The sequence below is a fragment of the Microbacterium sp. CR_7 genome (genome assembly GCF_041954755.1).
Classification (GTDB): Bacteria; Actinomycetota; Actinomycetes; order Actinomycetales; family Microbacteriaceae; genus Microbacterium.
In genome coordinates, this window is the sequence record NZ_JAVAYF010000002.1 from 264238 (window position 1) to 288317 (window position 24080).

Here is a 24080-nt window from a genome sequence, read left to right on the forward strand (position 1 = left end):
GCGACGCCCGACGATCACACCGTGCTCGTGACCACCTGCACGGCCTCGGTGCGCGGCGTCGTCGGCAGGTACATGCGGAACTCGGTACCGACGCCCTCCTTGCTCGTGACGTCCATCGACCCGCCGTGCGCGAGCACGATCGCCCGCGTGATGGTGAGCCCCAGGCCCACGCCGGGGACCGCGTTGCGCGTCGCCGTCGATGCGCGGAAGAAGCGCGTGAACAACATCCCCTGCTCGTCTTCGGGGATGCCGAGGCCCGTGTCGCGGACGGCCAGCTCGACGCCGCCGTCGCGCGGCCGGACGGCCGCCGTGACCCGACCGCCCGACGGCGTGAACTTGATCGCGTTGGAGAGCAGGTTGTCGAGGGCCTGTCCGATGCGGCCGGGATCGGCGACCACGCGAACCGGCGTCGGCGGGGTCTCCGCCACGAGCTCGACGCCCTCGCGCTGCGCGTGCGGCCCCGACGACGTCACGGCGGTGCGCACGATCTCGGCGAGGTCGATCTCGGAGCGGTCGAGCGGGAAGCGTCCCGACTCGACCTGGGCGGTGAAGAGCAGGTCGCCGACGAGCGTCAGCAGTCGCTGCGCGTTGCGCTCGATGATCCCGACGAACTCCTCCTGCTCCTCGGAGAGCGGCTGCCCAGGGTCGTTGCGCAGAAGATCGAGGAATCCGATGATCGCACTCAGCGGCGTCCGCAGCTCGTGCGAGATCATGCCGACGAATTCGTCCTTCATCCGCGCGACCTCGACGGCACGTGTCTCGTCGGTCAGCACGAGCAGATACCCCTGGGTCTCGCCGGTCGCGCCCCGACGCGGGCTGATGGTGACGCGGGCGGGCACGACGGTGCCGCCGGCCGTCGTGACGTCGACGTCGCCCTCGACGCTGCGCTCGGCCTCGGCCCGTGCGAAGAGCGCCTTGAGGCCCGACGGGAGGTCGGCCCCCGCCGCCGCGCACGGGGCGTCACCGACGAGCTGCGACAGTGCCGACACGGTGAAGAAGCGGTCGACGCGCACGTCGTCCTGCGCTTCCTGCACCGTCAGGCCCAGCAACCGCACCGCTCCGGGGTTCCACTCCGTGATGCGTCCGGTCAGGTCGACCGCCACGACCGCCTGCACCGTGATCGACGCCCAGAGGCTCTGGAAGGAGTCGAGCAGCTGTCGGTACTCCCGCTCCTTCTCCTGCAGTCTCTCGAGCACCATCACGTTCTCGCCGAGGGCCGAGGTGCGTTCGGCCACGAGCAGTTCCGCCTGCCGCACGCGGAGGCGCTGCTGGCGGGAGAGCTCGTTGACGACGGCGGCGAGCGCGGAGAAGACGAGCGGGCCCACGACGCCGCGCAGCCACTCGACCGAGCTGCTCGGCGGCTCGGTGATGTACGGCATGAGCAGGGCGAAGGAGGTCAGCGCACCCACCGCGAAGACGTAGCGGATGCCGGGGGCCGCGGCGATCCACACCACCGGCAGCAGCACGAGGGAGGTGAACACCGACGTCGGCCCGCCCGTGCCCGCACGGAAGAGGCCCAGTCCGATGATGTCGATCATCGGGATGACGAGCACGATCCAGCCGTCGTATACGCGGCGGGCGCTGAGGATGCCGGCGTGCACGGTCGCGAACAGCACGAGCAGCAGCCCGGCGAGGGCAGCGTTGAAGTCGGAGAACGGAAGCTCGGGATAGAGCCACGTGAACAGGGCGGCGAGCGCGGCCGCGATCGCCGTGGGCGCCTGCTTGATCAGGGGGCTCGGGTTGTCGAAGATGCCGTACCAGCTGTTCTCCGCGCGGCGGAGAGGCGTCGCGTTCACCGCGCTATCCCGCGGAGGATGCCGCGCAGGTCGGCGCCCACGATCGGCTTCGGCAGGGCCGCATCGGCCGCGGGGTAGTCGGTGGCGTCGAGCACCGAGCTGACGATGAGGAAGCAGTCCGGGAACCGCGTGCGCACCAGATGCGCGCACTCGGCGCCGGAGATCCCCGGAAGCAGGAGGTCGATCACCGCGACCGCCGGTGCGATGTCGTCGAAGGCGGCGATGGCCGTCTCGGCATCCGCCGCGGCGAAGACGTCGAAACCCTCCCGGTCGAGGTACCGACGCAGTAGTGCCGTCTGGTCGGCGCTGTCCTCGACCACGAGTGCGAGCGGCCGGTCGTTCACAGCAGCAGCTCTCGCACGATGACGATGACGACGACGACGGCCGCCGACAGCAGCGCCTGCCAGATCAGCCGCCTCTCTCGGCGGGCGTCCGCGGCGATCTCCTGCTCCTCCTCCGCGCGTGTGAGTGGCTCGCTCATGACTCGACCCGTCCGACCTTCTCGGTCTTGATCCAGGCGGCGTCGGCACGACGCCACTCCTTGATGTAGGAGTCCACGGTGATGGCGCACAGCAGCGAGCCGTATCCGCAGATGTAGAGCAGGAGCCCGGCGAAGAAGCGCCCGGCGGGCAGCTTCTCGACCACGCGGGCGAGCCAGATGCCGAGCATCGAGATCGGCCCCCACAGATAGAAGCCGATCGCCCAGAGGATGCGCGTCTCGTCGTTCAGCGGCAGTCCGAGGGCGGCGAGCCCGTCCTCGAAGAGGTGCGGGAACAGGGCGATCGCCATGAGGAGCAGGGCCCCGAGCCCGGGAAACATGAGCGCCTCGCGCCACGACTGGCGGCCGATCCGCGGATCGAGCTGCACGGCGAAGAGCATCGAGAACAGGTAGATGCACGCGGCGGAGATCCACATGAAGCGGAACACGAACTCCGCGATGTCGCTGTGCAGGAGCAGCAGGGCGAGCATCCCGGCCGCTGCGAGGATCATGAAGGCCGGCAGGAGCAGGATCGTGAACCAGGCGAGGCCGAAGGCGAAGCTGCCGAGGTTGTGCTGATCGCTGGGACGGAACCAGAGCCTCTTGTAGATCGACGTGAGCTGCACGTTCCCTCGCGCCCACCGCAGGCGCTGCTTCCAGAGCGAGTCGATCGTGCGCGGTTCCTCCGCGAGCACGACGGCGTGCGGCTCGAACACCATGCGGCGTCCTTTGAGCTGCCCCTCGAACGTCGTCATGGTGTCTTCGGCGAGCGTGCCGGTGGGGATCCGCCCTCCGATCGCCTCGAGGTTCGCCCGAGAGTGCAGCTGCGCTCCCCCGGCGAGGCACGCGATCGCGCCCCCGACGTTCTGCGTGCGGCGTGCCGACAGCTGCCCGATGACATACTCGATCGCGATGAACCGGGTGAGGTAGTTGCGGTCGCGACTGCCCTCGGCGATGTACGCGGTGACCGCGCCGACCTTCTCGTCGGCGAGGTGGCGGCTGAGCTTGCGCAGCGAGTCGCGTGCGAAGATCACGTCGGCGTCCATGATGAGCACGGCCTCGGTCCACTCGTCCGCGAGCACGACATCGAGCCCGTGGTTGAGCGTGTGCGCCTTGCCCTGCCCGCCCTGCTCGCGCCGCAGGTGCACCACGCGTCCGGGGTGGGCCTCGATCTTGGCCGCCACGACCGCGGGGGTGTCGTCGGTCGAGGCGTCGTCGATCACGAAGACCCGGAGGCGGTCGGCGGGGTATTCGAGCTGCAGGAGCCTCTCGATCGCGGGGCCGAGCACGAGCGCCTCGTTCCAGGCGGGGATCAGGACGGCGATGCGCGGATGGTGCGGAGCGGCCTTGCCGTAGTGGTTGCGGAACGCGTGCACGGGCAGGAGCAGGAACTGCAGCCCGGTGTTGATCACGGGCAGCGTCCCGACCAGGACGCACAGGATGAGCACGACGACCAGCGCGGTCTCGGCACCGGTGAGCACGGGCATCAGAGGCTCCGTCCGTCGAGCAGGGCGACGACACGGTCGTATCGACCGACGTCCGATGCCTCGTGACTGTCGGTCGACGCGACGACGACGGCTCCGGCATCCCGCAGCGCGTCGAGCAGCGCGCTACCCGGACAGCCCCACTTCTCGTTGACCTCGACGAGGGTGTCGGTCTCGGCGGCTGTGCGCGCCCAGCTCGCGATCCGCTCGGCCCCGAGGTCGTCCTGCGTCAGACCGACCTTCGGCAGGATCGAGAAGCAGTGTGCGAGCTGGTTGCCGGGGTACCGCGTCATCGAGGCGTTCAGCGCGGTCACCAGCTGGTCGAGGACGTCGTCCGTCGCCCATCCGGCGGTGATCCGCTCGCGCACCGCGGTCGGTCCGAGCGGACCGTCGTCGCCCGGGAACTGGTGGTCGGCGATGAGGATGCGGTCGATCCCATCCGGGAGGACGGGGATGTCGAGTTCGCCCGAGACGTCGAGGATCTTCGCCTCGACACCGGTGAGCACCGTGATGCCCTCCGGCACCCGCAGCCCTCGGACGGCCGCGAGATACTCGGGAACCCAGGCGGTGTCGCGGCGCACGTGGTCGACGAGACGGAGGGTCGTCAGCCCCCGTTCGGCAGCCGCCGCGACGTTCTCCTCGAGGGTCGACACGGCGTCGTCGGAGAACGTGGAGTGCACGTGGTGGTCGCCGCGCAGCAGGTCTTGGCTCACAGTTCGTCCTGATGACCGGCGTGCTCGGAGACCAGCACCTCGTCGACCTCGACGATGACGTCTTCGAGGAAGCGCACCGAGGCGAGTTCGCGGAACGGCACGGATGCCGGGATGTCGACGCCGAGGAACAGGTCGGCCACGAGCGAGGGGATGTCGACGCCCGCCGCGATCGTGAGCGGCAGGGCGCCGGGGAACCGCGGGTTCACCTCGAGCAGCATCGCGCGCCCGGAGCGGTCGCGTCGCAGCTGCACGTTCGCGACGCCGACGAGTCCGATCGCTTCCGCGACGTCGGTCGCGGTCTGCTCGAGCTCCTCGTCGTGCACCGTGCGGCCGGCGATGGCGACGCCCGAATCCACGCGAGCGCGGGTCCGCGGCACAGCGGCCACCACGCGACCAGAGGCATCGGCGAGCACGTCGACCGAGTACTCCTCGCCGGGGAGGAAGTCCTGCACGATCAGCCCCTCGTCGACCGGCAGCGCATCGAGCGCCGCACGGTCGGGGACGAGACGGATGCCGCGGCTCCCCGCTCCCTGACGGGGTTTGGCGAACACCGGGAACTCCCACTCGGCGGCCAGCGCCTCGGGCCCTGCGAGCAGCGTCCGCGGGCTGCGTCCGGTCGATGCGCACCGCTCCGCGAGGACGTACTTGTCGAGCGCGGCGTGCAGGGTGTCCTCCGAGGGCGCGGCGAGCACCGCCGGGGCGAGCTCGTCCCGGCGCCCGGCAAGCGCTGTGAGCTCGACGTCGACCGTGGAGATCACGAGGTCGAGCCGATCGTCGCGCACCATCCGCGCGATCGCGGGGACGAAGTCGTCGGCCCGACCGGGCGGCACGAGCCGTCGCTGCTCGGGCGGGACGAGATAGATGCCGCTGGCCCAGCCGTCCATGTCGGCGGCGAACACCGTGAGGTCGTCACGGCGGAGCAGCGAGCGGATCACGGCGACGCCCGCGGGACCGCCGGCGCCGGTGACGAGGATGCGGGCGGCCATCAGCCCTCCTGCCTGGTGAGCTCGTGGGCGCCGATGAACTCGGCGGTCTCACGCACGACTTCGAGCGGCTCGACGGCCGCTCCCCCGCCGAAACGCGACCAGTACCGTGCGGTCGCGGTGACGAAGCCGGGGTCGAGGTAGTCGCGCGTCGCCGTCTGCGAGGCGAAGCACTCGAGCAGCTGCAGCTTCTCGCCGAGGTAGTCGTCGATGCGGACGAACCGTGTCGGACGGAAGTCGATCGTGGCGGACGGGCTCTGGTAGCACGCGACCGTGCCGACCTTGCGGGTCGCGACGAGCGTCGCCTCGCTCACGGCACGGTGGTCCTGGTGACGGTCGTGCTCGGAGTGCGTGTAGACGATGGTCGGCTGGATCTCGTTCACGACTTCCTCGATCAAGCGCACGGTCGTCCCGCCGCCGGAGATCTCGGTGTCGATGAGGTCTTTGAGGAACAGGCGGGCGCCCAGCCGATCGGCCGATGCGAGCGACTCGTGCTGACGGCTGTCGGCGTCGCCTCCGCGCGAGCCGCGCGACAGCGTGAGGATCGTGACCGAGTCGCCGGCGCGGGAGTGCGCGGCGAGGATCCCGCCGACTCCGATCTCGACGTCGTCGGGGTGCGCGCCGATCGCGAGAACGACCTGCTTCGCACGGCTGGCTGTGCGCCGAGCGCGACCGTCCGCGGCCAGACGGGTGACGGCCTCGACGAGCCGCACGTTGTCGAGGGGCTTGGTGAGGAACTCGTCCGCCTGGGCGCGGAGCGCCGAGACGGCGTACTCGACCGAGACGTGGGCGGTCATCACGACGACGGGCACGACGGGGTCACGGCGACGCAGCTCTGCGACAAGTTCGAGGCCGTCGAGGCCGGGCATCTCGATGTCGGTGACGACCACGTCGGGTTCGAACTCGGCGATGCGCTCGACGGCGGTCAGTCCGTCGCCGGCGGTGAGCACGACGCAGCCGGCCCGGCGTTCGAGCACGGTCTTGACCAGCAGGGCGACGTCGGGGTCGTCGTCGACGACGAGGACGCGGGGTGCATCGTCAGACATATGCGGCTCTCCATGGGGATGTCCCCTGCCGGCGGGGACCGGCGATGCGCCACCGGAGGCCTTCTCCACCGGGAGCCCGAGGGGAAGTCGAGCGAGTATCCCTAAATATTGGCATATCAGGGATGCGGGGGCGTCATCGCACCGCGGCATCCCGCCTGATCCGCGAGGGGGTCAGGATGCGGCGCGTGCTGCGCGCTTCTCCTCCTGGTAGACCCGGATCGCCTCGTAGCGCTCCGCGGACCGCGCACGCCGCTTGTCAGCCTCCTGCTCGCGGTTCTTGGGAGGGGCCGGAGTCACGAGACCGTCGATGAGCTCCCTCGTCGCGCGGGCGATCTCTTCGACGGCACGGTCGAACACCTCGCGGTTCGCGCGGGAGGGCGCGTTCGACCCCGAGATCTTGCGGACGAACTGCAGCGCGGCGTCATGGCACTCGTCGTCGGTGGCGGCCGGTTCGAGATTGTTCAGCGGAACGATGTTGCGGCACATACCGGCACGGTACGCCGCGCCGCCGACATGCGGAAGGGGCGGATGCCGCAGCATCCGCCCCTTCCGCCGAGCCGAATGCTCAGCGCTTGTAGTTCGGCGCCTCGACGACGATCTGCACGTCGTGCGGGTGCGACTCCTTGAGCCCGGCGGCGGTGATGCGCACGAAGCGTCCGCGCTGCTTGAGCTCCTCGATCGTGCGGGCGCCGACGTAGAACATCGACTGCCGCAGCCCGCCGACCAGCTGGTACGCCACGGCCGAGACCGGCCCGCGGTAGGGCACCTGACCCTCGATGCCCTCGGGGATCAGCTTGTCGTCGCTCGGTACGTCGGCCTGGAAGTAGCGGTCCTTCGAGTACGAGGTCTGCTTGCCGCGGGTCTGCATGGCACCCAGCGAGCCCATGCCGCGGTACTGCTTGAACTGCTTGCCCGACTGGAACACGATCTCGCCCGGCGACTCGTCGGTGCCGGCGAGCAGGGAACCGAGCATCACGGCGTCGGCACCGGCGACGAGTGCCTTCGCGATGTCGCCGGAGTACTGCAGACCGCCGTCGGCGATCACCGGGATGCCTGCCGGACCGGCGGCGAGCGACGCCTCGTACACCGCGGTGACCTGCGGAACGCCGACTCCCGCGACCACGCGCGTGGTGCAGATCGAACCGGGGCCCACGCCGACCTTGACGGCGTCCACGCCCGCGTCGACGAGCGCCTGAGCGCCCTCGCGCGTCGCGACGTTGCCGCCGATGACGTCGATGTGGGCGAAGCTCTCGTCGGCCTTGAGGCGCTTCACGAGATCGATCACACCCTGCGACTGGCCGTTGGCCGTGTCCACGACGAGCACGTCGACGCCCGCGTCGCGCAGCGCCTCGGCGCGTTCCCACGCGTCGCCGAAGAAGCCGATGGCCGCGCCCACGCGCAGACGACCCTGGTCGTCCTTGGTGGCGAGCGGATACTTCTCGCTCTTGTCGAAGTCCTTGATCGTGATGAGTCCGGCGAGCTTGCCGTCGTCGTCGATGAGGGGGAGCTTCTCGACGCGGTGCTTCGCGAAGAGCGCGATCACCTCGCCCGCCGCGACGCCGACGCGAGCCGTCACGAGGCCCTCGGAGGTCATGACGTCCTTCACGAACGTGGTCTGGCGCTCGAAGCCCGAGACGAAGCGCATGTCGCGGTTGGTGACGATGCCCACGAGTCGGCCGTCCGGGTCGACGACCGGCAGGCCGGAGATGCGGTACTTGGCGCACAGGGCGTCGACCTCTTCGACCGTGGCGTCCGGGGTCGTCGTGATCGGGTCGGTGATCATGCCCGACTCGCTGCGCTTCACGCGGTCGACGTGCGCGGCCTGGTCGGCGATCGAGAGGTTGCGGTGCAGGATGCCGATGCCGCCCTCGCGCGCCATCGCGATGGCCATGCGCGACTCGGTGACGGTGTCCATGGCGCTGGAGAGCAGCGGGGTGGCGACCGAGATCCGGCGCGTGATCCGCGACGAGGTGTCCGCCTCGCTGGGGATGACGTCGGTGTGCCCCGGAAGGAGCAGCACATCGTCGTACGTGAGTCCGACGAATCCGAAGGGGTCGTGCTGATCCATTGATGCTCCTCCTGGGCGCTGACTGGCGAGACTGGTACCAATTCTAAGCGTCGGACGGCTGAGGAAATTCCCGGACTCCGCGCGGGCGTCGCTCGCCGTCCCCCTCGCTCGTGAGCAGATCGTGCCTTGGCCGAAACAGATTCGACACATTACGCTCATATCGTCGTACACCGAGGTCGACGATTCGCATCGGCCTCGGTCTGCGCTCCCGACAGGAGGCCCTGTGAGTCCAACGACCACGACCGTGAGGCGAACCGCACCCGTAGCGCTCGCCATCCTCGGCACATTGCTCGCCGCGATCCTGGTGCTCTTCGCCGCACCGACATCGGCGAGCGCCGCGGTGCCCGACACCCCTGGGGCCGATCAGGAGGAGACCGACTTCTACTTCGCCGGGGTGATCCAGTTCGACGGCGCCGCGGTGCCTGACGTGACCATCTCGGTCGAGGGCGGCGGCTTCGACGCCGAAACCGTGACGAACGCCGACGGCGCATGGCGCCTGTACGTCCCGGAGAAGGACACGTACACCATCACCGTCGACGAGGACACTCTTCCCGACGGCGTCATCGTCGACGCGGGTCAGCTCCCCGAGGGCATCCAGCCCATCCAGGGCACCACCGCCTCCTTCGAGGCCGAGTTCGGTCTGACAGGCTCGAAGATCCTCAACCTCTTCCTCGGCGAAGGGGAGCGGGTCACGACCTCGTTCGTCGACCAGCTCGTGGAGCGCCTCATCAACGGCCTCAACTTCGGACTGCTGCTGGCGCTCGCCGCCATCGGGGTGTCGTTGATCTTCGGCACGACCGGCCTCACGAACTTCGCGCACGCGGAGATGGTCACCTTCGGGGCCGTCGTCGCCGTCATCTTCGGGTCGTTCCTGCAGGTGCCGATGTGGCTCACCATCCCGATCGTGCTCATCCTCGGAGCGGCGTTCGGCTGGGGTCTGGATGCCGGCCTCTGGCGTCCACTGCGTCGCAAGGGCCTCGGAATGGTCCAGCTCATGATCGTCAGCATCGGTCTGTCCCTCTTCGTCCGGTACCTGTTCCAGTTCTTCCTCGGCGGCTCCACCTACCAGCTCCCCGGGGCGGACTCGCCCAACATCCAGATCTGGGGGCCGATCAAGCTCTCCGTCGTCGACATGATGTCGATGGGCATCAGCATCGTCGTCATCGTCGCCGTCGCCTTCTGGCTGCTTCGCACTCGCGTCGGCAAGGCGACCCGCGCCATCTCCGACAATCCCGGCCTGGCCGCGGCGTCCGGGATCAACGTCGACCGGGTCATCCGCACCGTGTGGATCCTCTCCGCGTCGCTCGCGGGCCTGGCAGGCGTCCTGTGGGGCTACTTCCGCCCCGGGGTGAAATGGGACATGGGCGTGCACATCCTGCTGCTCATGTTCGCCGCCGTGACGCTCGGCGGCCTCGGGACCGCGTTCGGCGCGCTCGTGGGCGCCCTCATCGTCGGCATCCTCGTCGAGGTCTCGACGCTCTGGCTGCCGTCGGATCTCAAGTACGTCGGTGCACTCGTCGTACTCATCCTCATCCTGTTGGTGCGGCCCCAGGGAATCCTGGGCCGACGAGAGAGAATCGGTTAGGAGCCGCACATGGATTGGGGCGGAATCCTCAGCAACACCGCGGGCTGGCTGTTCAGCCCGACGACCATCGCCTACGCGCTGGCCGCGACCGGCCTCGCCGTGCACTTCGGCTACGCCGGACTGCTCAACTTCGGCATGGCCGGCTTCATGGCGATCGGCGCCTACAGCTACGCGATCTCGATCCTGTCGTTCGGGCTCCCCTGGTGGCTCGGCATCATCATCGGCATGATCGGAGCGGCCGTCTTCGCCGTCATCCTCGGCATCCCGACCCTGCGATTGCGCGCCGACTACCTCGCGATCGTGACGATCGCCGCTGCGGAGATCGTGCGTCTGCTCTTCACGACGACCGTCTTCGACGAGTACACCAACTCGGCCGACGGCCTCGGCGGCTATCACGCGGGCTTCCGCGCGGCGAATCCGTTCCCCGAGGGGACGTACGGATTCGGCCCGTGGACCTACTCGGCCGACGATCTGTGGGTGCGCGTCTTCGGCCTCTTCCTGCTCGCCGTCGCGATCTTCATGGTCTGGGCCCTGATGCGCAGCCCATGGGGCCGTGTGCTCAAGGGCATCCGCGAGGACGAGGACGCCGTGCGCTCGCTGGGCAAGAACGTGTTCAGCTACAAGATGCAGGCACTCGTGATCGGCGGCATCTTCGGCTCGCTGGGCGGACTGGTGTTCGCTCTTCCGAGCGCCGTCGTGCCTGCCACGTACACGACGAGCCTCACCTTCTTCATCTGGACCATCCTGCTGCTCGGCGGTGCCGCCACCGTCTTCGGTCCGGTGCTGGGCGCCGTCATCTTCTGGGTGATCATGGCGTTCCTCGACGGCGTCCTGCCGGCTCTCGCCGCCCAGGGGATCCTGCCGATCTCGTCCATCCAGGCGGGAACGCTGCGATTCGTCCTCGTGGGACTCGCCCTCATGCTGCTGGTGATCTTCCGCCCGCAGGGAATCCTCGGAAACAAGAGGGAGCTGACCTTTGTCAAGTAACGCCTCCGACGACGTCTCCACGGGAGCGGTCCGCCGCGCCAAGACCACCGGCCTCGCCACGGGTCCGGCCGCTCCCGGCGTGCCCAAGGTCGACCCCATCCTCGTCGCCGATCACGTGACCCGGCGCTTCGGAGGTCTCACGGCCGTCGACGTCGAGCACCTCGAGATCCCGCGCGGCGCGATCACGGCCCTGATCGGCCCGAACGGCGCGGGCAAGACCACGCTGTTCAATCTGCTGTGCGGCTTCGACAAGCCCAACGACGGCAGCTGGGCGTTCGATGGGCGCGACCTGAGCGGTGTGCCCTCGTTCAAGGTCGCTCGCATGGGGCAGGTGCGGACGTTCCAGCTGACGAAGTCGCTGTCGCTACTCACCGTCCTCGAGAACATGAAGCTCGGCGCGCCGCGACAGCGCGGCGAGCGCTTCTGGTCGAGCCTGATCCCGCCGCTCTGGCGCCGCCAGGAGAGCGAGATCGAGGAGAAGGCGAAGGGGCTGCTCGCCCGCTTCAAGCTCGACGCCAAGCAGGAGGATTACGCGGCATCGTTGTCCGGCGGTCAGCGCAAGCTGCTGGAGATGGCGCGGGCGCTGATGAACGACCCGACGCTCGTGATGCTCGACGAGCCCATGGCGGGCGTGAACCCCGCACTCACCCAATCGCTCCTCGACCACATCCTCGACCTGAAAGACCTCGGCATGACCGTGCTCTTCGTCGAGCACGACATGCATATGGTGCGCCACATCGCCGACTGGGTGGTCGTGATGGCCGAAGGTCGCGTCGTCGCCGAGGGCCCGCCGGACGAGGTGATGCAGGATCAGGCGGTGATCGACGCCTACCTCGGCGCGCATCAGGACGTCGATCTCGGCGTCGTCACCGGCCGCGTCAGCGGAGAGCTGGGCGCGGAGGGCGAGACGCTCCTCGCCGAGATCCAGCAGGAAGAGGCGGTGTCCCTCGGGGATGCCGAGGAGGAGAAGCCGTGAGCACAACCGCCAGCGTTCCCGTCGACGAAGCGGCGAAGACCGAGCGAGTCGTCGTCGAGGTCTCGAACCTCACCGCGGGGTACCTTCCCGGCATCAACATCATCAACAGCGCCAATCTCATCGCGCGCAAGGGCGAGCTGATCGGCATCATCGGACCGAACGGCGCCGGGAAGTCGACCCTCCTGAAGGCTATCTTCGGCATGGTCAACGTCCGAGACGGCGACATCACGGTCAACGGCGAGAGCATCGTCGGACTGAAGTCCGACAAGCTCGTCGCTCGCGGCGTCGGTTTCGTCCCTCAGACGAACAACGTCTTCCCCTCGCTCACCATCGAGGAGAACCTTCAGATGGGGCTCTACCAGAACCCCAAGGCGTTCTCGGAGCGACTCGACTTCGTCACCGGGATCTTCGCCGAGCTGGGAAAGCGGCTCAAGCAGCGCGCCGGCTCGCTGTCGGGCGGCGAGCGGCAGATGGTGGCGATGGGGCGTGCGCTGATGATGGACCCCGCCGTGCTGCTGCTCGACGAGCCCTCCGCCGGCCTGAGCCCCGTGCGCCAGGACGACGCGTTCATCCGGGTGTCCGACATCAACAAGGCCGGCGTCACCACGATCATGGTCGAGCAGAACGCACGACGCTGCCTGCAGATCTGCGACCGCGGCTACGTGCTCGATCAGGGTCACGACGCACACACGGGCAGTGGGCGGGAGCTGCTCGCCGACCCGAAGGTCATCGGTCTGTACCTGGGCACACTCGGGCAGGACGCCTGACGCCTCATCGCCTCATCGCCTCATACAAAAGATCCCGGCCCCGAGAGATTCTCGGGGCCGGGATCTTTTCGTGTCGCGCGTGTCAGTCGAGACGCGTGTGCGTGTTGTCAGCGCCGTACTGGAAGACGCCGATGGTCGCCTCGGTCGGGTCTCCGGCCTCGTCGAAGGCGATTCCGCCGGAGTATCCGTCGTAATCGATCGCCTTGCCGTCGAGGATCAGGTCGGCGCAGTCCGCGAACGACTCGCACTTCTCACCGTCGCCCGTGCCGCCCGAGACCTCCTGCAGCTTGCCGGCGATGTCGGCCGGTTCGCTCGAGTTGGCGGCGAGGGAGGCGAGCGCGAGCAGCACCGTGGCGTCGTAGGACTCGGCCGCGTAGTTGAAGTCGACCAGTTCGCTGCCGTCGCCCTGGCTCAGCCACTGCTCCTTCAGACGCTCCTGGAAGTCGTCTGCGAGCACCGGGCCGGGCTGCGTGCCCTTGGATCCCTCGATCGAGACCGGCATGTCCGCGCCCCACTGCGAGGTGTTGCCGTCGACGAAGTAGAACTTCGATCCGTCGAATCCGCTGTTCACGAACGACGGAACGATGGTCGACGTCTCCTCGAAGCCGATCACCGCGATCGCGTCGGGGTTCTGGGCCATGATCGACGACACCTGCGCACTGAAGTTCGTGTCGCCGGCGTTGTAGGGCTCGCTGGCCACGACCTCGCCACCCGAACCGGTGAAGGTCTCGTTGACGACCCCCTCGAGTCCCGTGCCGTACGCGTCGTTCAGATAGATGATGCCCAACGTGGCGTTGCCGTCTTCGGCGATGAGGTTGCCGAGGACCTCGCCCTGGAGCAGGTCGCTGGGCGCGGTACGCCAGTAGAGGTTGTCATCGTCCCACGTGGTGAAGTCGGGAGAGGTGTTCGCGGGAGAGAACGTGATGACTCCCGCGCTCACGGCCTGGTCGAGGAACAGCTTCGTCACCCCGGAGGACGCAGCGCCGATGAGAGCCTGCACATCGCCGCCCAGCAGGCGGGGAACGGTGGTCTCGTAGGCCTTGTTGTCCGGGTCGCCCGAGTCACCGTACTCGACTTCGACGGTGATGCCCTTGGCGGCCTCGTTGATCTCGGCCGTCGCGAGTCCGACACCCGCCTCCTCGGGCGGGCCGAGGTAGCTCAGCGCTCCGGTCTGCGGGAGGACCGTGCCGATGTTGAGGGTGAGATCCTCACGGTCTACCGGCGGGGCGGACGACTCGCTGGGGGTCGTGCCCCCCGAGCATCCGGCCAGGATGAGTGCGCTCGCGCCGACTGCGGCGATCGAGCCGTAGACCTTCCGCGCACGCGAGCTAGAGAAGACGCTCATACTGCTCCTTGTTGTTTCTGTTGGTCCGGCACGACTCGGGCGCTTACCGGTTCCCCCCAAAGTAGCCTCGACATGAGCACGCGAATGTTGCGATGTGTTAACGGTGTGAAACAGTCCGATCTCGGGTCGATAACGACCCACGAGAGCGTCGGTACGTCAGCACCAGATCGGCGATGAACACCCCGATCGCCACCCAGACGATGACGAACCCGGCCCATCTCTCCGGCGGCATCGGCTCGTGGAGGACGAGCACTCCGATGAGGAACTGCATGATCGGCGCGATGAACTGCAGCATGCCGACGACGGCGAGGTTCACCCGGCGGGTCCCCGCGGCGAAGAGCAGCAGCGGCACTGCGGTCACCACCCCCGCCAGTCCGAGGAGCAGCGCGTGAGGCCAGCCATGGGCTCCCATCGTGATGCCGGGTGGCGTGACGGCGACGATGATCAGCTGCACCGCCGCGATGGGCACCAACCAGAACGACTCCAGCGTCAGCCCGCTCACGGCATCGACCGCCGGACCGATCTGCTTCTTGATCAACCCGTAGATGCCGAACGAGGCGGCGAGCGTCAGAGCGATCCAGGGGAAGGCCCGGTAGGCGACCACGATGACCACGACCGCGAGCGTCGCGATGCCGACGGCTGCCCATTGCAGAGGGCGTATGCGCTCTTTCAGCACGACCACCCCCAGGATGATCGTCGCGATCGGATTGATGAAGTAGCCCAGGCTGGTCTCCACCACGTGGCCCGAGAGTGTGCCGATGAGGAACACCTGCCAGTTGACGTAGATCAGCAATCCCGCCAGGGCGGTCCATCCGAGGAGGCGCGGCCGGCGGACGATGGCGAAGAGCGCCGTCCATCCGTGGGTCACGGTCAGCAGAAGCGCGCAGAAGACCAACGACAGCAGCACTCGCCACGCCACCACCTCCCACGGGCCGGTGGGAGCCAACAGCACGAAGTACAGCGGCAGGAAGCCCCAGAGCAGGTAGGCGCCGCCGGCGAAGGCCACCCCGGCGGTCTGTGCGGAACGGTGTGCGGCGGTCGACGAGGTCACCGCACAACCCTAGTCCCGACGGAGCGCCCCGCCTTCGCCCGGCGTCGTCGCCGCGGAGGAATGGCAGGATCGAGACGCACTGTGGCCGGATGCGGGGCCGAGGCCGGACGCAGAAAGGGCCCGGATGCGTGATGCACCCGGGCCCTTCCGAGAGACGCTGTCTCAGCGGACGACGACCGCCAGGACGTCGCGAGCCGACAGGACGAGGAACTCGTCTGCGCCGAACTTCACCTCGGTGCCGCCGTACTTGCTGTAGAGCACGCGGTCGCCGACGGCGACATCGAGCGGAACGCGGTTGCCGTTGTCGTCGATACGACCGGGGCCGACCGCCACGACCTCGCCCTCCTGGGGCTTCTCCTTGGCGGTGTCGGGGATGACCAGGCCACTAGCGGTGGTCTGCTCGGCCTCGACCTGCTTGATGACGATGCGGTCCTCGAGCGGCTTGATGGAAACCGACACGGTCTACCTCTTCTTTCTTGACGCTGACACGAAAGACTTGTTCGCACTCTCAACCCGAGAGTGCTAACTGCAAGTGTAGGCGGTCGGCTGGCACTCATGCAATGCGAGTGCCAACGGCGGTACTCGGCCCGTCGGGATCCGCCGCCTAAGCTGAGGGCGTGGAGATGTCGGAGTTGCGCGCACTGCTCACCCCGGAAGGGCTCGGGCTCCTCGACGATCTGGGTCCCGTCGACCAGGTGGCCGACGTCGCGCGGACGGTCTCGCGCCTGCGAGCGGCCGGCCACTCCCCCGATCTCGTCTCCGCCGTCGTCGGACAGGCGCGGCTGCGCGCCAAGGCGCCTGCGAAGTTCGGCGAGTTCGCCCAGCGGATGCTGTTCACGCGCGCGGGGCTGGAGCAGGCGACGCGCCTCGGCGTCGCCGCGCGGCACGCGCAGCGACTGCGCCGCGCGGGGATGACGGCGGTCGCCGACCTCGGCTGCGGGATCGGCGGGGATGCGCTCGCGTTCGCCGGTGCGGGCCTCGGCGTCGAGGCCGTCGACGCCGACGAGGTCACCGCCGCGATCGCCGCCTACAACCTCGCCCCGTTCGGCGACTCGGCGCACGTGCAGCACGGAACGGCCGAGGCGAACCTGCCCGCGCCAGCCGACGGACTCGCCGTGTGGATGGATCCGGCCCGGCGCACCGCAGGTCACAGTGAGACCCGGCGGGTGACGGCCGACGACTACTCCCCCTCGCTCGACTGGGCGTTCGCAGTCGCGGCGGAGCGCCCCACCGGCATCAAGCTCGGCCCCGGGCACGACCGAGACGCGCTGCCCGACGACGCCGAGGCTCAGTGGGTCAGCGCCGACGGCAGCGTGGTGGAGCTCGTCCTCTGGACCGGCGCCCTCGCCCGCGAGGGCGTGCGCCGCGCCGCGCTCGTCATCCGCGGCGAGCGCTCGCACGAGCTGACGGCGGGAGCGGATGCCGAGGACGCCCCCGAGCGCGAGCTCGGCGCCTTCCTGCACGAGCCGGACGGCGCGGTCATCCGTGCCCGCCTGATCGGCGACGTCGCGCGGAGTCTGCAGGCCGGGATGCTCGATCAGCGCATCGCGTACCTCACCTCGGACGCCGCCCTGACCAGCCCCTTCGTGCAGTCGTTCCGGGTGCGCGAGACCATGCCGGCGAATCCCAAGGCGATCAACGCCGTGCTCCGGTCGCACGGCATCGGCACCGTCGAGATCAAGAAGCGCGGCATGGACGTCGATCCGGCCGCCTTCCGGAAGAAGCTCACGCTGCGCGGAGACGCCTCCGCGACGCTCATCCTCACTCGCGTCGGAGATCAGCGCCGCGCGATCCTCACCGACCGGGTGCCCGCTGCGGAGTAGCTCAGCCTCCGCCCTCGGCGGGAATCTCGACGAGGATCGGATCCCCGTACTCGCCGCCGAGCTCGATCGATGCGCCCTCCGCGTCGACGGGCACCCCCTGCTCGATGGTCAGGTACGGGTTCATCCAGTTCGTGAATCGCACGTGCAGCGACCAGGTCTCGGTGGTGCCGTCCGCGGCCGTCTCGACGCTCAGCGCGCGGAGGTCGGCGGTGCTGTCCTGCGACGCCTGACATGCGGCGGCCTCATCGGTGGCGTCGACGATCATGCAGCGCAGCATCCCCCCGCTCTGCGTGCCGTCGGCGGGCTTCTCGGCGACCCAGACCGGCTGATCGTGGAAGTACCCCACGATCGACAGGCTCGGCAGATACCCCTGGTCGACGAGCTCCTCCGCGCGCTCACGATCCGGGCCGTCGAACTGACCGAGCATCGAGTCCTGCGGATCCCATCTCTGCACCCACGCCAGCGGCTCTCCGGTGGTGGCGCGCGCGAGCACCGCCGACACGGACGCGCCGGACGCGTCGGCCGGGTCGTCGGGGTCGTCGACGGGCACCGACACGGACACGCTCAGCGCCATGTCGTCGACTCCGTCCGTCGGCCGGCACTGCTCCTGCGACGCCTCCCCGACGTCGAGGATCACGCAGGTCTCGTCGGCGCCGTCGCGCGTGGCGTACCAGACGACCGCGTCGTCGTCCTGGGTGACGAGGCGCACGGAGCCGTCGTCGTACTTCCCTTCGACCTGCAGCTCGAGACGTCGCTCCTGCTGCCCAGCGGTGAGCGCGGATTCGATGCCCCTGGCGCCGAACAGAGCCCAGCCCGCGGCCACCCCGATGAGGAGGAGAGCGGCGGACGCCGCGACGACGGTCTTCGCGTGGTCGCGCACGGCGGCGCCGAGACCTGACCGCGCAGGGGTACCTGCTCCGCGGCCCTCGTCGGCGGGGTCCGACGCGGTAGTGGGGCGCTGACTGGCCGAGTCCCGGGTCTCGGGCAGGGCATCCGCCGTCTCGCGGTCGGGTGCCGCAGAGGCGTGTGTCTCAGGGGCGGCGGGCGTCGCGGGGACGGATGCCTCAGCGGTGTCTGTCTCTGTCGCGCGCGCGGCGCTCCGCGACCACTCCAGCTCGGTGAGCCGCCGTGATTCTGCATCCGTCAGCCCGCCTCCGCGGCCGTAGGCCCGCGCCTGGAGGCTCCGCAGCTCAGCCTCGTCACTCGGGCCCATCGCCGACCCCCTTCGAGATCGTGAGGTATTGGCGGCCGATGCCGAGCTGGTACTCGTATCTGGTCGTGGATCCGTCGTCCGCGACGCGGTCCAGCACCAGCGGGAGTCCCTCCGGTGCGCTCCAGAGCCCGTCCACGCACGCCTGGAGCGGATCAGGCTGCGACCCGTCGTAGATCAGACAGGCGCGCTGGGAGTTCTTCTCCGTGGCGAACCACACGGGAACCTCGCCGTCGTACCCGACCACCGAGAGGGAGCGCTCATCGAATCCGGAGTCGCCGAGCCGCACAGCGGTCTCCGCCTCGACCGGCGACGCGAACTGCGCACCGCTGGACTGCGAGGAGGTGATGTAGTTGTAGGAGATGACTGCGGGGTCGCCGCCGGCGGCGAGGTACATCTGCGCGTCCACGACGTTCTGCAGCTCGCCCTCCCCGGCCGACGTGATCGACGCGTACAGCCCCTGCGCGCGCACCTGTTCCTCCGTCGAGCACACCGGCGCGGAGCTCTGCCCGTCGGCGAGGATGAGGCAGACGTTCTCACCGCCCTTCTGCGTGGCGAACCAGATCACCACGCCCTCCTCCTCGCGGATCGCGCGCAGCGACCCGGAGTCGTAGAGGCCGGTCGCCAGGAGTTCGCTCTGCCGCTGCTGCTGCTCCGCCGTCAGGGCGATCGGCTCAGGGCCCCGGTCGGCGAACACGAGCCAGCCGGTGAGCACCCCGAGGCCGACGAGCGCCGCGACCGAGGCCGCGACGACCGGCCAGCGACGGGGCAGCGCGCTTCGGACGGTGTCGGGGCGCGTCGGACGGTCGGATGGCGGTGCGACGGCGTCGTGCGGCGGCGCCGTCCCGTCGGGTTCGGTGCGGAGATCGTCGGGCGGCGTGGTGCGCAGCGGCACCGCATCGATGAGGGGTTCGCGCTCGGCATCCGATATCGGACCGGACCCCGGCTCGGACTGAGCCACCGGACTCCGTGTGTCCTCGAGCTGACGAAGGCGATCGGCGTCGGCGTCGGTGAGCCCGCCGCCGCGACCGTACGCGCGCGCCTGCAGGGCGCGCAGCTCCTCGATCTCGTCGGCGTGCAGCATCCGCTATCCGAGCCTCTCGAACTGCATGCCCGCCCAGACGAGCCATGCAAGGCTGTAGACCGTGGCGGCGAGGCCGAGCACGAGCGCCCACCGGGCGATCGCACGGCTCTCGACGGGACGGCGCAGCGACATGATCGCGGCGATCACCGCGACCACGGCGATCGGGATGCCCCACCCCACGAAGAACGACGCCCCCAGCGCGACGATCGCCGCGGTGAGCGCCCACGGCGCGAGCCGGGTGTCATCGCCGGCGACGGCGTCTGCCGCGGGCTGCCAGTCGTCGTGTCGGGTGTCATCCGCGATCGGGCCCGTCGCGACCACCGGTTCCACGGTCACGGGTCCGGTGGGGAGCTTCGCATAGCCGTCGCGCCGCGCGCCCGGGAGACGCGCGGAACCCGCCGGACGCTCGACCTCGCCGCTCGGTCCCTCGACCGTCGTTCGCGGAACTGGTCTTTCGTGGGACGACGGATCCGACGGTCCTCCGGGCGCGGAGCGCGATCGGTCGGTCATGACGACACCGGCACGCGCTCGGCCACCTGGATCTCGGTGACCGGCAGCGTCGAATCGGCGCCGAAGGCGAGCGTCGACGGACGGCGACCCGACGAGATGAGTTCCGCGGCGAGCGCGGCGATCATGGCCCCGTTGTCGGTGCACAGCGACAGCGGCGGGATGCGCACCGTCACCCCTGCGGCCTCGGCGCGCGCCAGCGCGACCTCGCGCAGCCGTCGGTTGGCGATCACGCCGCCGCCGAGCAGCAGGCGCGGGACGCCGAGGTCGGCGCAGGCCGCGAGGGCCTTCGTCACGAGCACGTCGACGACGGCCTCGCGGAAGCTCGCCGCCACGTCGGCCACGGGCACCGGAACGCCCTCGGCCTCGCACCGCTCGACCCATCGCGCGACCGCGGTCTTCAGCCCCGAGAACGAGAAGTCGTAGCGGTGCTTCGCCATATCCGACGCCCGCGACAGACCACGGGGGAAGCGGATGGCGTCCGGGTCGCCGTCCACGGCCGCGCGGTCGATCTCCGGACCACCGGGATACGGGAGCGACAGGAGTCTGGCGACCTTGTCGAACGCCTCCCCTGCGGCGTCGTCCATGGTCTCGCCCAGCATCTCGACGTCGGTCGTCAGGTCGCGCACGTGCAGCAGCGAGGTGTGTCCGCCGGAGACGAGCAGTGCGATGGTCGGGTACTCGAGGGGCTCCGACTCGGGGGTCAGGATGTCGGCAGCGATGTGTCCGACGAGGTGGTTGACCGCGTACAGCGGCTTGTCGAGCGACACCGCCAGCCCCTTCGCCGCGCCGACCCCGACCATGAGCGCACCCGCGAGACCGGGACCGCTCGTGACCGCGACGGCGTCGAGATCGGGCAGCGAGACCCCGGCCTCGGCGAGGGCTGCGTCGATCGACGGCTGCAGCGCCTCGAGGTGCGCCCGCGCGGCTACCTCGGGCACGACGCCGCCGTAGCGGGCGTGCTCGTCCATGCTCGACGCGATCGTGTTCGACAGCAGCGTCCGACCGCGGACGATCCCGATCCCGGTCTCGTCGCAGCTGGTCTCGATGCCCAGCACCAGGGGCTCGGTCATGCGGTGGCCTCCTCTGCGGCATCCGTCGTCGCGCCTCGCGCGTGCTGCAGCACGATACGCATGACGATCGCGTCCACATCATCGGGCTGGTAGTAGCGGGGGCGTCGCCCGATCTCCTCGAACCCCTCCGAACGGTAGAGGCCCTCGGCACCCGGGTTGTCGGCGCGGACCTCGAGGAACACCTCCCGGGCTCCCCGTTCGGCGGCCGTACCGAGCAGCGCCCGCAGCAGCGCACGACCACGGCCGGCGCCCCGGTATTCGGCGTCGAACGCGATGGTCTGGATGTCGGCGTCGGCCGAGCCGCGCAGCGCCCGCACCCCGCCGTAGCCGATCACGGTGCCCTCGTGCTCGTCCACGAGATAGCGCCCGTGCGGGCTAGACAGCTCGAGCGCCATCGCCTCGGAGCTCCACGCGTCCGTGGGGAACGAGCGGTGCTCTATCGCCATGATGGCGTCGAGGTCGTCGGGCGTCGCCGTGCGGAGAGTCACAGGCCGACCTTCTTCGGCGCTCCGGGCATCGTGACATCGGGATGCCGCATGTACAGCGGCTCGTCGCCCGCGATGGTGCGACCGGCGCGCAGAGCCCGCTCCGCGACGACGGCGAGGTCGGCGGCCGACAGCGTCGCGACCTCGATCGCACGCACCCCGTCGAGCGCGGAGTCGAGCTCGACGCGCGGCACCAGAACGGTGTCGGCGACGATGCGGGGGATGCCCTCGGCATCCGTCCCGTCGAAGACCGTCACGGCCACCTCGCGGCGCCGGGCGTCGGTCACGATCGCGAAGGGGCCGGTCGCGGCATCCGTCTCGATCGCGCGCAGAGCGGGGGCGAAGTGACTCGGGACGGGGACCACCGGGATGCCGCGGCCGAGCGCGAACGTGCGTGCGGCGGCGATGCCGATGCGAAGGCCCGTGAAGGGCCCCGGTCCCATGCCGGCGACGACGTGGGTGATCGGAGCCGCGCTCGCGTCGTCGATCACGCGGTGCAGCAGATCGCCGATCACCTCGGCGTGACCGAGCGGGTCGGCCGTCGACGCCTCGGAGCGCACGCCGTCGTCGCCGACGATCGCGACGGCAGTGCCCAGGGAGGTGTCGACGGCGAGGATCACCTCTCCAGGGTAGTCGCCCCTCCGTCGACGGTCCCTGAGCGCGAGGCACGCGTGATCGTCACGTGTCGCGGGGCATCCGCGTCGAGCTCCGACGGGTCGAGGTCGTCTCCGCCGTCGGCCCCGACCGGCCGCTCGAGATCGATGTCCCACCAACTGTCAGCGAGCTCCTCCGCCATGCCCCGACCCCACTCGATCACGACGACCGAGCGGGCGAGGTCCAGGTCGAGGTCCTCCAGCTCCGCGCCCGAGCCCAGCCGGTACGCATCGACGTGCACGAGCGGCGCCCGACCGACGAGGGACGGATGCGTGCGGGCGATGACGAACGTCGGGCTCTGCACCGGTCCGCGCACCCCCAGCCCCTCGGCGAGGCCGCGGGTGAACGTCGTCTTGCCCGCGCCCAGCGGCCCGGTCAGGATCAGCAGGTCGCCCGCCTCGAGCTTCTCGCCGATACGGCGGCCGAGATGCTCCATCGCGTCGGAGGTCTCGATGTCATGGCGCCCGAGGATCGCCGGGTCGACGCTCACGCCGACCTCCTCGGAACACGTGCGCCGATGCGGGTGACGATCTCGTAGTTGATGGTGGATGCCGCGTTCGCCCACTCCGCGGCCGACGGCACCCCCAGAGTCGGGTCTCCGAAGAGCACGACCTCGTCGCCGATCGACACGGGGGCGTCGCCGACGTCGACGACGAACTGGTCCATCGCGATGCGGCCGACGTTCGTGTAGCGGCGTCCGTTGATCGACACCGGCAGGCGCCCCGAAGCGTGCCGCGGGACGCCGTCGGCGTACCCGAGAGGCACGAGCACGAGGGTCGTGTCGTGCGGGGCGCGGTGGTCGTAGCCGTAGGAGACCCCGGCTCCGGCCGGCACGCGGCGCACGGCGGCGACCGCACCGCGCAGGGTCATGGCGGGGCGGAGCCCGAGCTCGGCCGACGACCGATCGTCGAAGGGCGACAGCCCGTAGATGCCGACCCCGATGCGCACGGCGTCGAGTCGCATCTCGGGCAGCTCGATGGCCGCGGCGGTCGCGGCGATGTGACGGATCTCGGGGTGGATGCCGAACGAGGCCGCGAGCGCGACGCCCTCTTCGAAGCGCGCCAGTGCCTCACGGTCGTCCTGCGGAGACGTGTTGGAGAGGTGGCTGAACAGACCGACGATGCGCAGTCGCCCGATGCGCTCGAGCCGCGCAGCCTCCGCGAGAACCCGGCGCCAGTCGGCCGGGGCGATGCCGTTGCGCGACAGCCCGGTCTCGAACTTCAGGTGCACGCCGACGGGACGGTCGACGCTCGCCGCGGATGCCGCGGCCTCGAGCTGGTCGAACGACGAGATGCCGAGCTCGATGTTCTGCTCGGCCGCGTGTTCGAACCGCTCCCCCGGCGCGTGCAGCCACGCCATGATCGGGGCCGTGATGCCCTGGCGCCGCAGTTCCAGCGCCTCGGGGATCTCGGCCACGCCGAGACGAGTCGCCCCTCCGGCGAGGGCGGCGACGGCTGCTGCCGCCGCACCGTGCCCGTAGGCGTTCGCCTTGACGACGGCGATGACCTGCACCCCTGTGAGACGCCGGAAGTGCCGCACGTTGTCGCTGATGGCATCCAGCTCGATCCTGGCCTCGCGGAACGGTGCGCTCACAGCGGGTCTCCCTCCGCGACGACGAACGCCGCGGCGAGGCCCGCGTCGTGGGTGAGGGTCAGGTGCAGACGGCTGATCCCTCGTTCCGCCACGACTTCGGCCGTGGTGCCGGACAGCACGAAATGCGGACGGCCGGACTCCTCCGAGGCGATCTCGATCTCGGTCCAGTGCACGCCGTCCGAGCCGCCCAGCGTCTTGATCAGCGCTTCCTTCGCGGCATAGCGCGCGGCCAGGGACGGCAGGCGCAGCGACCGCTCAGCCGGGGCGAACAGGCGCTCGCGCAACCGCGGGGTGCGCTCGAGTGTGCGCTCGAACCGCGGGATGTCGACGAGGTCGATGCCGGTCCCGATGATCACCAGTTCAGCCTAGTCG

The 24080-nt window shown here is 69.7% G+C and carries 26 protein-coding genes; 5 read left to right on the forward strand and 21 right to left on the reverse strand.

All coding sequences use genetic code 11. The features are described 5' to 3' along the window. Positions 1-14 precede the first annotated feature (14 nt). From RAC81_RS04445 to guaB, 9 genes are all read right to left on the reverse strand, one after another. Complete coding sequence (locus RAC81_RS04445) at positions 15-1796, reverse strand: sensor histidine kinase (protein WP_375081202.1); 1782 nt, start codon at positions 1794-1796, stop codon at positions 15-17. After that, positions 1793-2140, reverse strand: a complete 348-nt coding sequence (locus RAC81_RS04450) for a response regulator (RefSeq protein ID WP_375081203.1) — start codon at positions 2138-2140, stop codon at positions 1793-1795. Before RAC81_RS04450 ends, RAC81_RS04445 begins: the two co-directional genes overlap by 4 nt. Next, the gene (locus RAC81_RS04455) at positions 2137-2277 is read right to left on the reverse strand and encodes a hypothetical protein (protein WP_375081204.1); all 141 of its coding nucleotides are present in this window, start codon (positions 2275-2277) and stop codon (positions 2137-2139) included. The genes RAC81_RS04450 and RAC81_RS04455 overlap by 4 nt, the downstream gene beginning before the upstream one ends. Next, positions 2274-3761, reverse strand: coding sequence for a glycosyltransferase (locus RAC81_RS04460; RefSeq protein ID WP_375081205.1), 1488 nt, complete (start codon positions 3759-3761; stop codon positions 2274-2276). Before RAC81_RS04460 ends, RAC81_RS04455 begins: the two co-directional genes overlap by 4 nt. Next, entirely contained in the window at positions 3761-4471 is a 711-nt protein-coding gene (locus RAC81_RS04465) for a PHP domain-containing protein (protein WP_375081206.1), read from the reverse strand. Before RAC81_RS04465 ends, RAC81_RS04460 begins: the two co-directional genes overlap by 1 nt. Next, positions 4468-5457, reverse strand: coding sequence for an ATP-grasp domain-containing protein (locus RAC81_RS04470; protein ID WP_375081207.1), 990 nt, complete (start codon positions 5455-5457; stop codon positions 4468-4470). The genes RAC81_RS04465 and RAC81_RS04470 overlap by 4 nt, the downstream gene beginning before the upstream one ends. Further along, entirely contained in the window at positions 5457-6500 is a 1044-nt protein-coding gene (locus RAC81_RS04475) for a response regulator (protein ID WP_375081208.1), read from the reverse strand. The genes RAC81_RS04470 and RAC81_RS04475 overlap by 1 nt, the downstream gene beginning before the upstream one ends. A 171-nt stretch (positions 6501-6671) precedes the next feature. Next, positions 6672-6986 (reverse strand): DUF2277 domain-containing protein, encoded by a 315-nt coding sequence (locus RAC81_RS04480; RefSeq protein ID WP_251586276.1) that lies wholly within the window; start codon positions 6984-6986, stop codon positions 6672-6674. A gap of 79 nt (positions 6987-7065) precedes the next feature. Beyond that, on the reverse strand, positions 7066-8568 hold the full coding sequence (gene guaB, locus RAC81_RS04485; protein WP_375081209.1) for an IMP dehydrogenase: 1503 nt from the start codon (positions 8566-8568) through the stop codon (positions 7066-7068). A gap of 244 nt (positions 8569-8812) precedes the next feature. Between guaB and RAC81_RS04490 the strand changes: the two genes are divergently transcribed. Genes RAC81_RS04490 through RAC81_RS04505 form a run of 4 tightly spaced genes read left to right on the forward strand, consistent with a single transcriptional unit; the run spans position 8813 to position 12883 of the window. Continuing rightward, positions 8813-10153, forward strand: a complete 1341-nt coding sequence (locus RAC81_RS04490; RefSeq protein WP_375081210.1) for a branched-chain amino acid ABC transporter permease — start codon at positions 8813-8815, stop codon at positions 10151-10153. A gap of 9 nt (positions 10154-10162) precedes the next feature. After that, positions 10163-11140, forward strand: coding sequence for a branched-chain amino acid ABC transporter permease (locus RAC81_RS04495; RefSeq protein ID WP_375081211.1), 978 nt, complete (start codon positions 10163-10165; stop codon positions 11138-11140). Beyond that, positions 11130-12116 carry an ABC transporter ATP-binding protein gene (locus RAC81_RS04500; RefSeq protein WP_375081212.1) on the forward strand — a complete coding sequence of 329 codons (987 nt, stop codon included), beginning with the start codon at positions 11130-11132 and terminating at the stop codon, positions 12114-12116. The genes RAC81_RS04495 and RAC81_RS04500 overlap by 11 nt, the downstream gene beginning before the upstream one ends. Continuing rightward, a complete protein-coding gene (locus tag RAC81_RS04505) occupies positions 12113-12883 on the forward strand; it encodes an ABC transporter ATP-binding protein (RefSeq protein ID WP_375081213.1) in 771 nt (256 codons plus the stop codon). The genes RAC81_RS04500 and RAC81_RS04505 overlap by 4 nt, the downstream gene beginning before the upstream one ends. Positions 12884-12965: 82 nt before the next feature. Here the strand turns inward: RAC81_RS04505 and RAC81_RS04510 are convergent, their stop codons facing one another. The 3 genes from RAC81_RS04510 to groES form a co-directional block, all read right to left on the reverse strand. Further along, a complete protein-coding gene (locus tag RAC81_RS04510) occupies positions 12966-14228 on the reverse strand; it encodes an ABC transporter substrate-binding protein (protein ID WP_375081214.1) in 1263 nt (420 codons plus the stop codon). A gap of 97 nt (positions 14229-14325) precedes the next feature. Then, the gene (gene rarD / locus RAC81_RS04515) at positions 14326-15279 is read right to left on the reverse strand and encodes an EamA family transporter RarD (protein ID WP_375081215.1); all 954 of its coding nucleotides are present in this window, start codon (positions 15277-15279) and stop codon (positions 14326-14328) included. A 162-nt stretch (positions 15280-15441) separates the two neighbouring features. Continuing rightward, positions 15442-15738, reverse strand: a complete 297-nt coding sequence (gene groES / locus RAC81_RS04520; protein ID WP_017203655.1) for a co-chaperone GroES — start codon at positions 15736-15738, stop codon at positions 15442-15444. A 158-nt stretch (positions 15739-15896) separates the two neighbouring features. Here groES and RAC81_RS04525 point away from each other — a divergent pair, with 158 nt between their 5' ends. Beyond that, positions 15897-17102, forward strand: coding sequence for a class I SAM-dependent methyltransferase (locus tag RAC81_RS04525; protein ID WP_375081216.1), 1206 nt, complete (start codon positions 15897-15899; stop codon positions 17100-17102). A gap of 1 nt (position 17103) precedes the next feature. Here the strand turns inward: RAC81_RS04525 and RAC81_RS04530 are convergent, their stop codons facing one another. From RAC81_RS04530 to RAC81_RS04570, 9 genes are all read right to left on the reverse strand, one after another. Further along, on the reverse strand, positions 17104-18315 hold the full coding sequence (locus RAC81_RS04530) for a hypothetical protein (RefSeq protein ID WP_375081217.1): 1212 nt from the start codon (positions 18313-18315) through the stop codon (positions 17104-17106). After that, a complete protein-coding gene (locus RAC81_RS04535; protein WP_375081218.1) occupies positions 18302-19396 on the reverse strand; it encodes a hypothetical protein in 1095 nt (364 codons plus the stop codon). The genes RAC81_RS04530 and RAC81_RS04535 overlap by 14 nt, the downstream gene beginning before the upstream one ends. Positions 19397-19399: 3 nt before the next feature. After that, the gene (locus RAC81_RS04540) at positions 19400-19732 is read right to left on the reverse strand and encodes a hypothetical protein (RefSeq protein ID WP_375081219.1); all 333 of its coding nucleotides are present in this window, start codon (positions 19730-19732) and stop codon (positions 19400-19402) included. 170 nt (positions 19733-19902) lie between these two features. After that, positions 19903-20976, reverse strand: coding sequence for a tRNA (adenosine(37)-N6)-threonylcarbamoyltransferase complex transferase subunit TsaD (gene tsaD, locus RAC81_RS04545; protein ID WP_375081220.1), 1074 nt, complete (start codon positions 20974-20976; stop codon positions 19903-19905). After that, the gene (rimI, locus tag RAC81_RS04550; protein WP_375081221.1) at positions 20973-21464 is read right to left on the reverse strand and encodes a ribosomal protein S18-alanine N-acetyltransferase; all 492 of its coding nucleotides are present in this window, start codon (positions 21462-21464) and stop codon (positions 20973-20975) included. Before rimI ends, tsaD begins: the two co-directional genes overlap by 4 nt. Further along, positions 21461-22081, reverse strand: a complete 621-nt coding sequence (gene tsaB / locus RAC81_RS04555) for a tRNA (adenosine(37)-N6)-threonylcarbamoyltransferase complex dimerization subunit type 1 TsaB (protein ID WP_375081222.1) — start codon at positions 22079-22081, stop codon at positions 21461-21463. Before tsaB ends, rimI begins: the two co-directional genes overlap by 4 nt. Then, positions 22078-22605 (reverse strand): tRNA (adenosine(37)-N6)-threonylcarbamoyltransferase complex ATPase subunit type 1 TsaE, encoded by a 528-nt coding sequence (gene tsaE, locus RAC81_RS04560; RefSeq protein ID WP_375081223.1) that lies wholly within the window; start codon positions 22603-22605, stop codon positions 22078-22080. Before tsaE ends, tsaB begins: the two co-directional genes overlap by 4 nt. Continuing rightward, positions 22602-23708, reverse strand: a complete 1107-nt coding sequence (gene alr, locus RAC81_RS04565; RefSeq protein WP_375081224.1) for an alanine racemase — start codon at positions 23706-23708, stop codon at positions 22602-22604. Before alr ends, tsaE begins: the two co-directional genes overlap by 4 nt. Next, entirely contained in the window at positions 23705-24064 is a 360-nt protein-coding gene (locus RAC81_RS04570; RefSeq protein WP_375081225.1) for a holo-ACP synthase, read from the reverse strand. The genes alr and RAC81_RS04570 overlap by 4 nt, the downstream gene beginning before the upstream one ends. Positions 24065-24080: the final 16 nt, after the last annotated feature.

Excerpts from the sequence above, each read along its gene's own strand:
- guaB (WP_375081209.1), bottom strand. The coding sequence starts at position 8,568 with ATGGATCAGCACGACCCCTTCGGATTCGTCGGACTCACGTACGACGAT.
- RAC81_RS04475 (WP_375081208.1), bottom strand. The coding sequence starts at position 6,500 with ATGTCTGACGATGCACCCCGCGTCCTCGTCGTCGACGACGACCCCGAC.
- tsaD (WP_375081220.1), bottom strand. The coding sequence starts at position 20,976 with ATGACCGAGCCCCTGGTGCTGGGCATCGAGACCAGCTGCGACGAGACC.
- RAC81_RS04455 (WP_375081204.1), bottom strand. The coding sequence starts at position 2,277 with ATGAGCGAGCCACTCACACGCGCGGAGGAGGAGCAGGAGATCGCCGCG.
- RAC81_RS04510 (WP_375081214.1), bottom strand. The coding sequence starts at position 14,228 with ATGAGCGTCTTCTCTAGCTCGCGTGCGCGGAAGGTCTACGGCTCGATC.
- RAC81_RS04530 (WP_375081217.1), bottom strand. The coding sequence starts at position 18,315 with ATGGGCCCGAGTGACGAGGCTGAGCTGCGGAGCCTCCAGGCGCGGGCC.
- RAC81_RS04460 (WP_375081205.1), bottom strand. The coding sequence starts at position 3,761 with ATGCCCGTGCTCACCGGTGCCGAGACCGCGCTGGTCGTCGTGCTCATC.
- RAC81_RS04535 (WP_375081218.1), bottom strand. The coding sequence starts at position 19,396 with ATGCTGCACGCCGACGAGATCGAGGAGCTGCGCGCCCTGCAGGCGCGC.
- RAC81_RS04495 (WP_375081211.1), top strand. The coding sequence starts at position 10,163 with ATGGATTGGGGCGGAATCCTCAGCAACACCGCGGGCTGGCTGTTCAGC.
- RAC81_RS04470 (WP_375081207.1), bottom strand. The coding sequence starts at position 5,457 with ATGGCCGCCCGCATCCTCGTCACCGGCGCCGGCGGTCCCGCGGGCGTC.
- RAC81_RS04480 (WP_251586276.1), bottom strand. The coding sequence starts at position 6,986 with ATGTGCCGCAACATCGTTCCGCTGAACAATCTCGAACCGGCCGCCACC.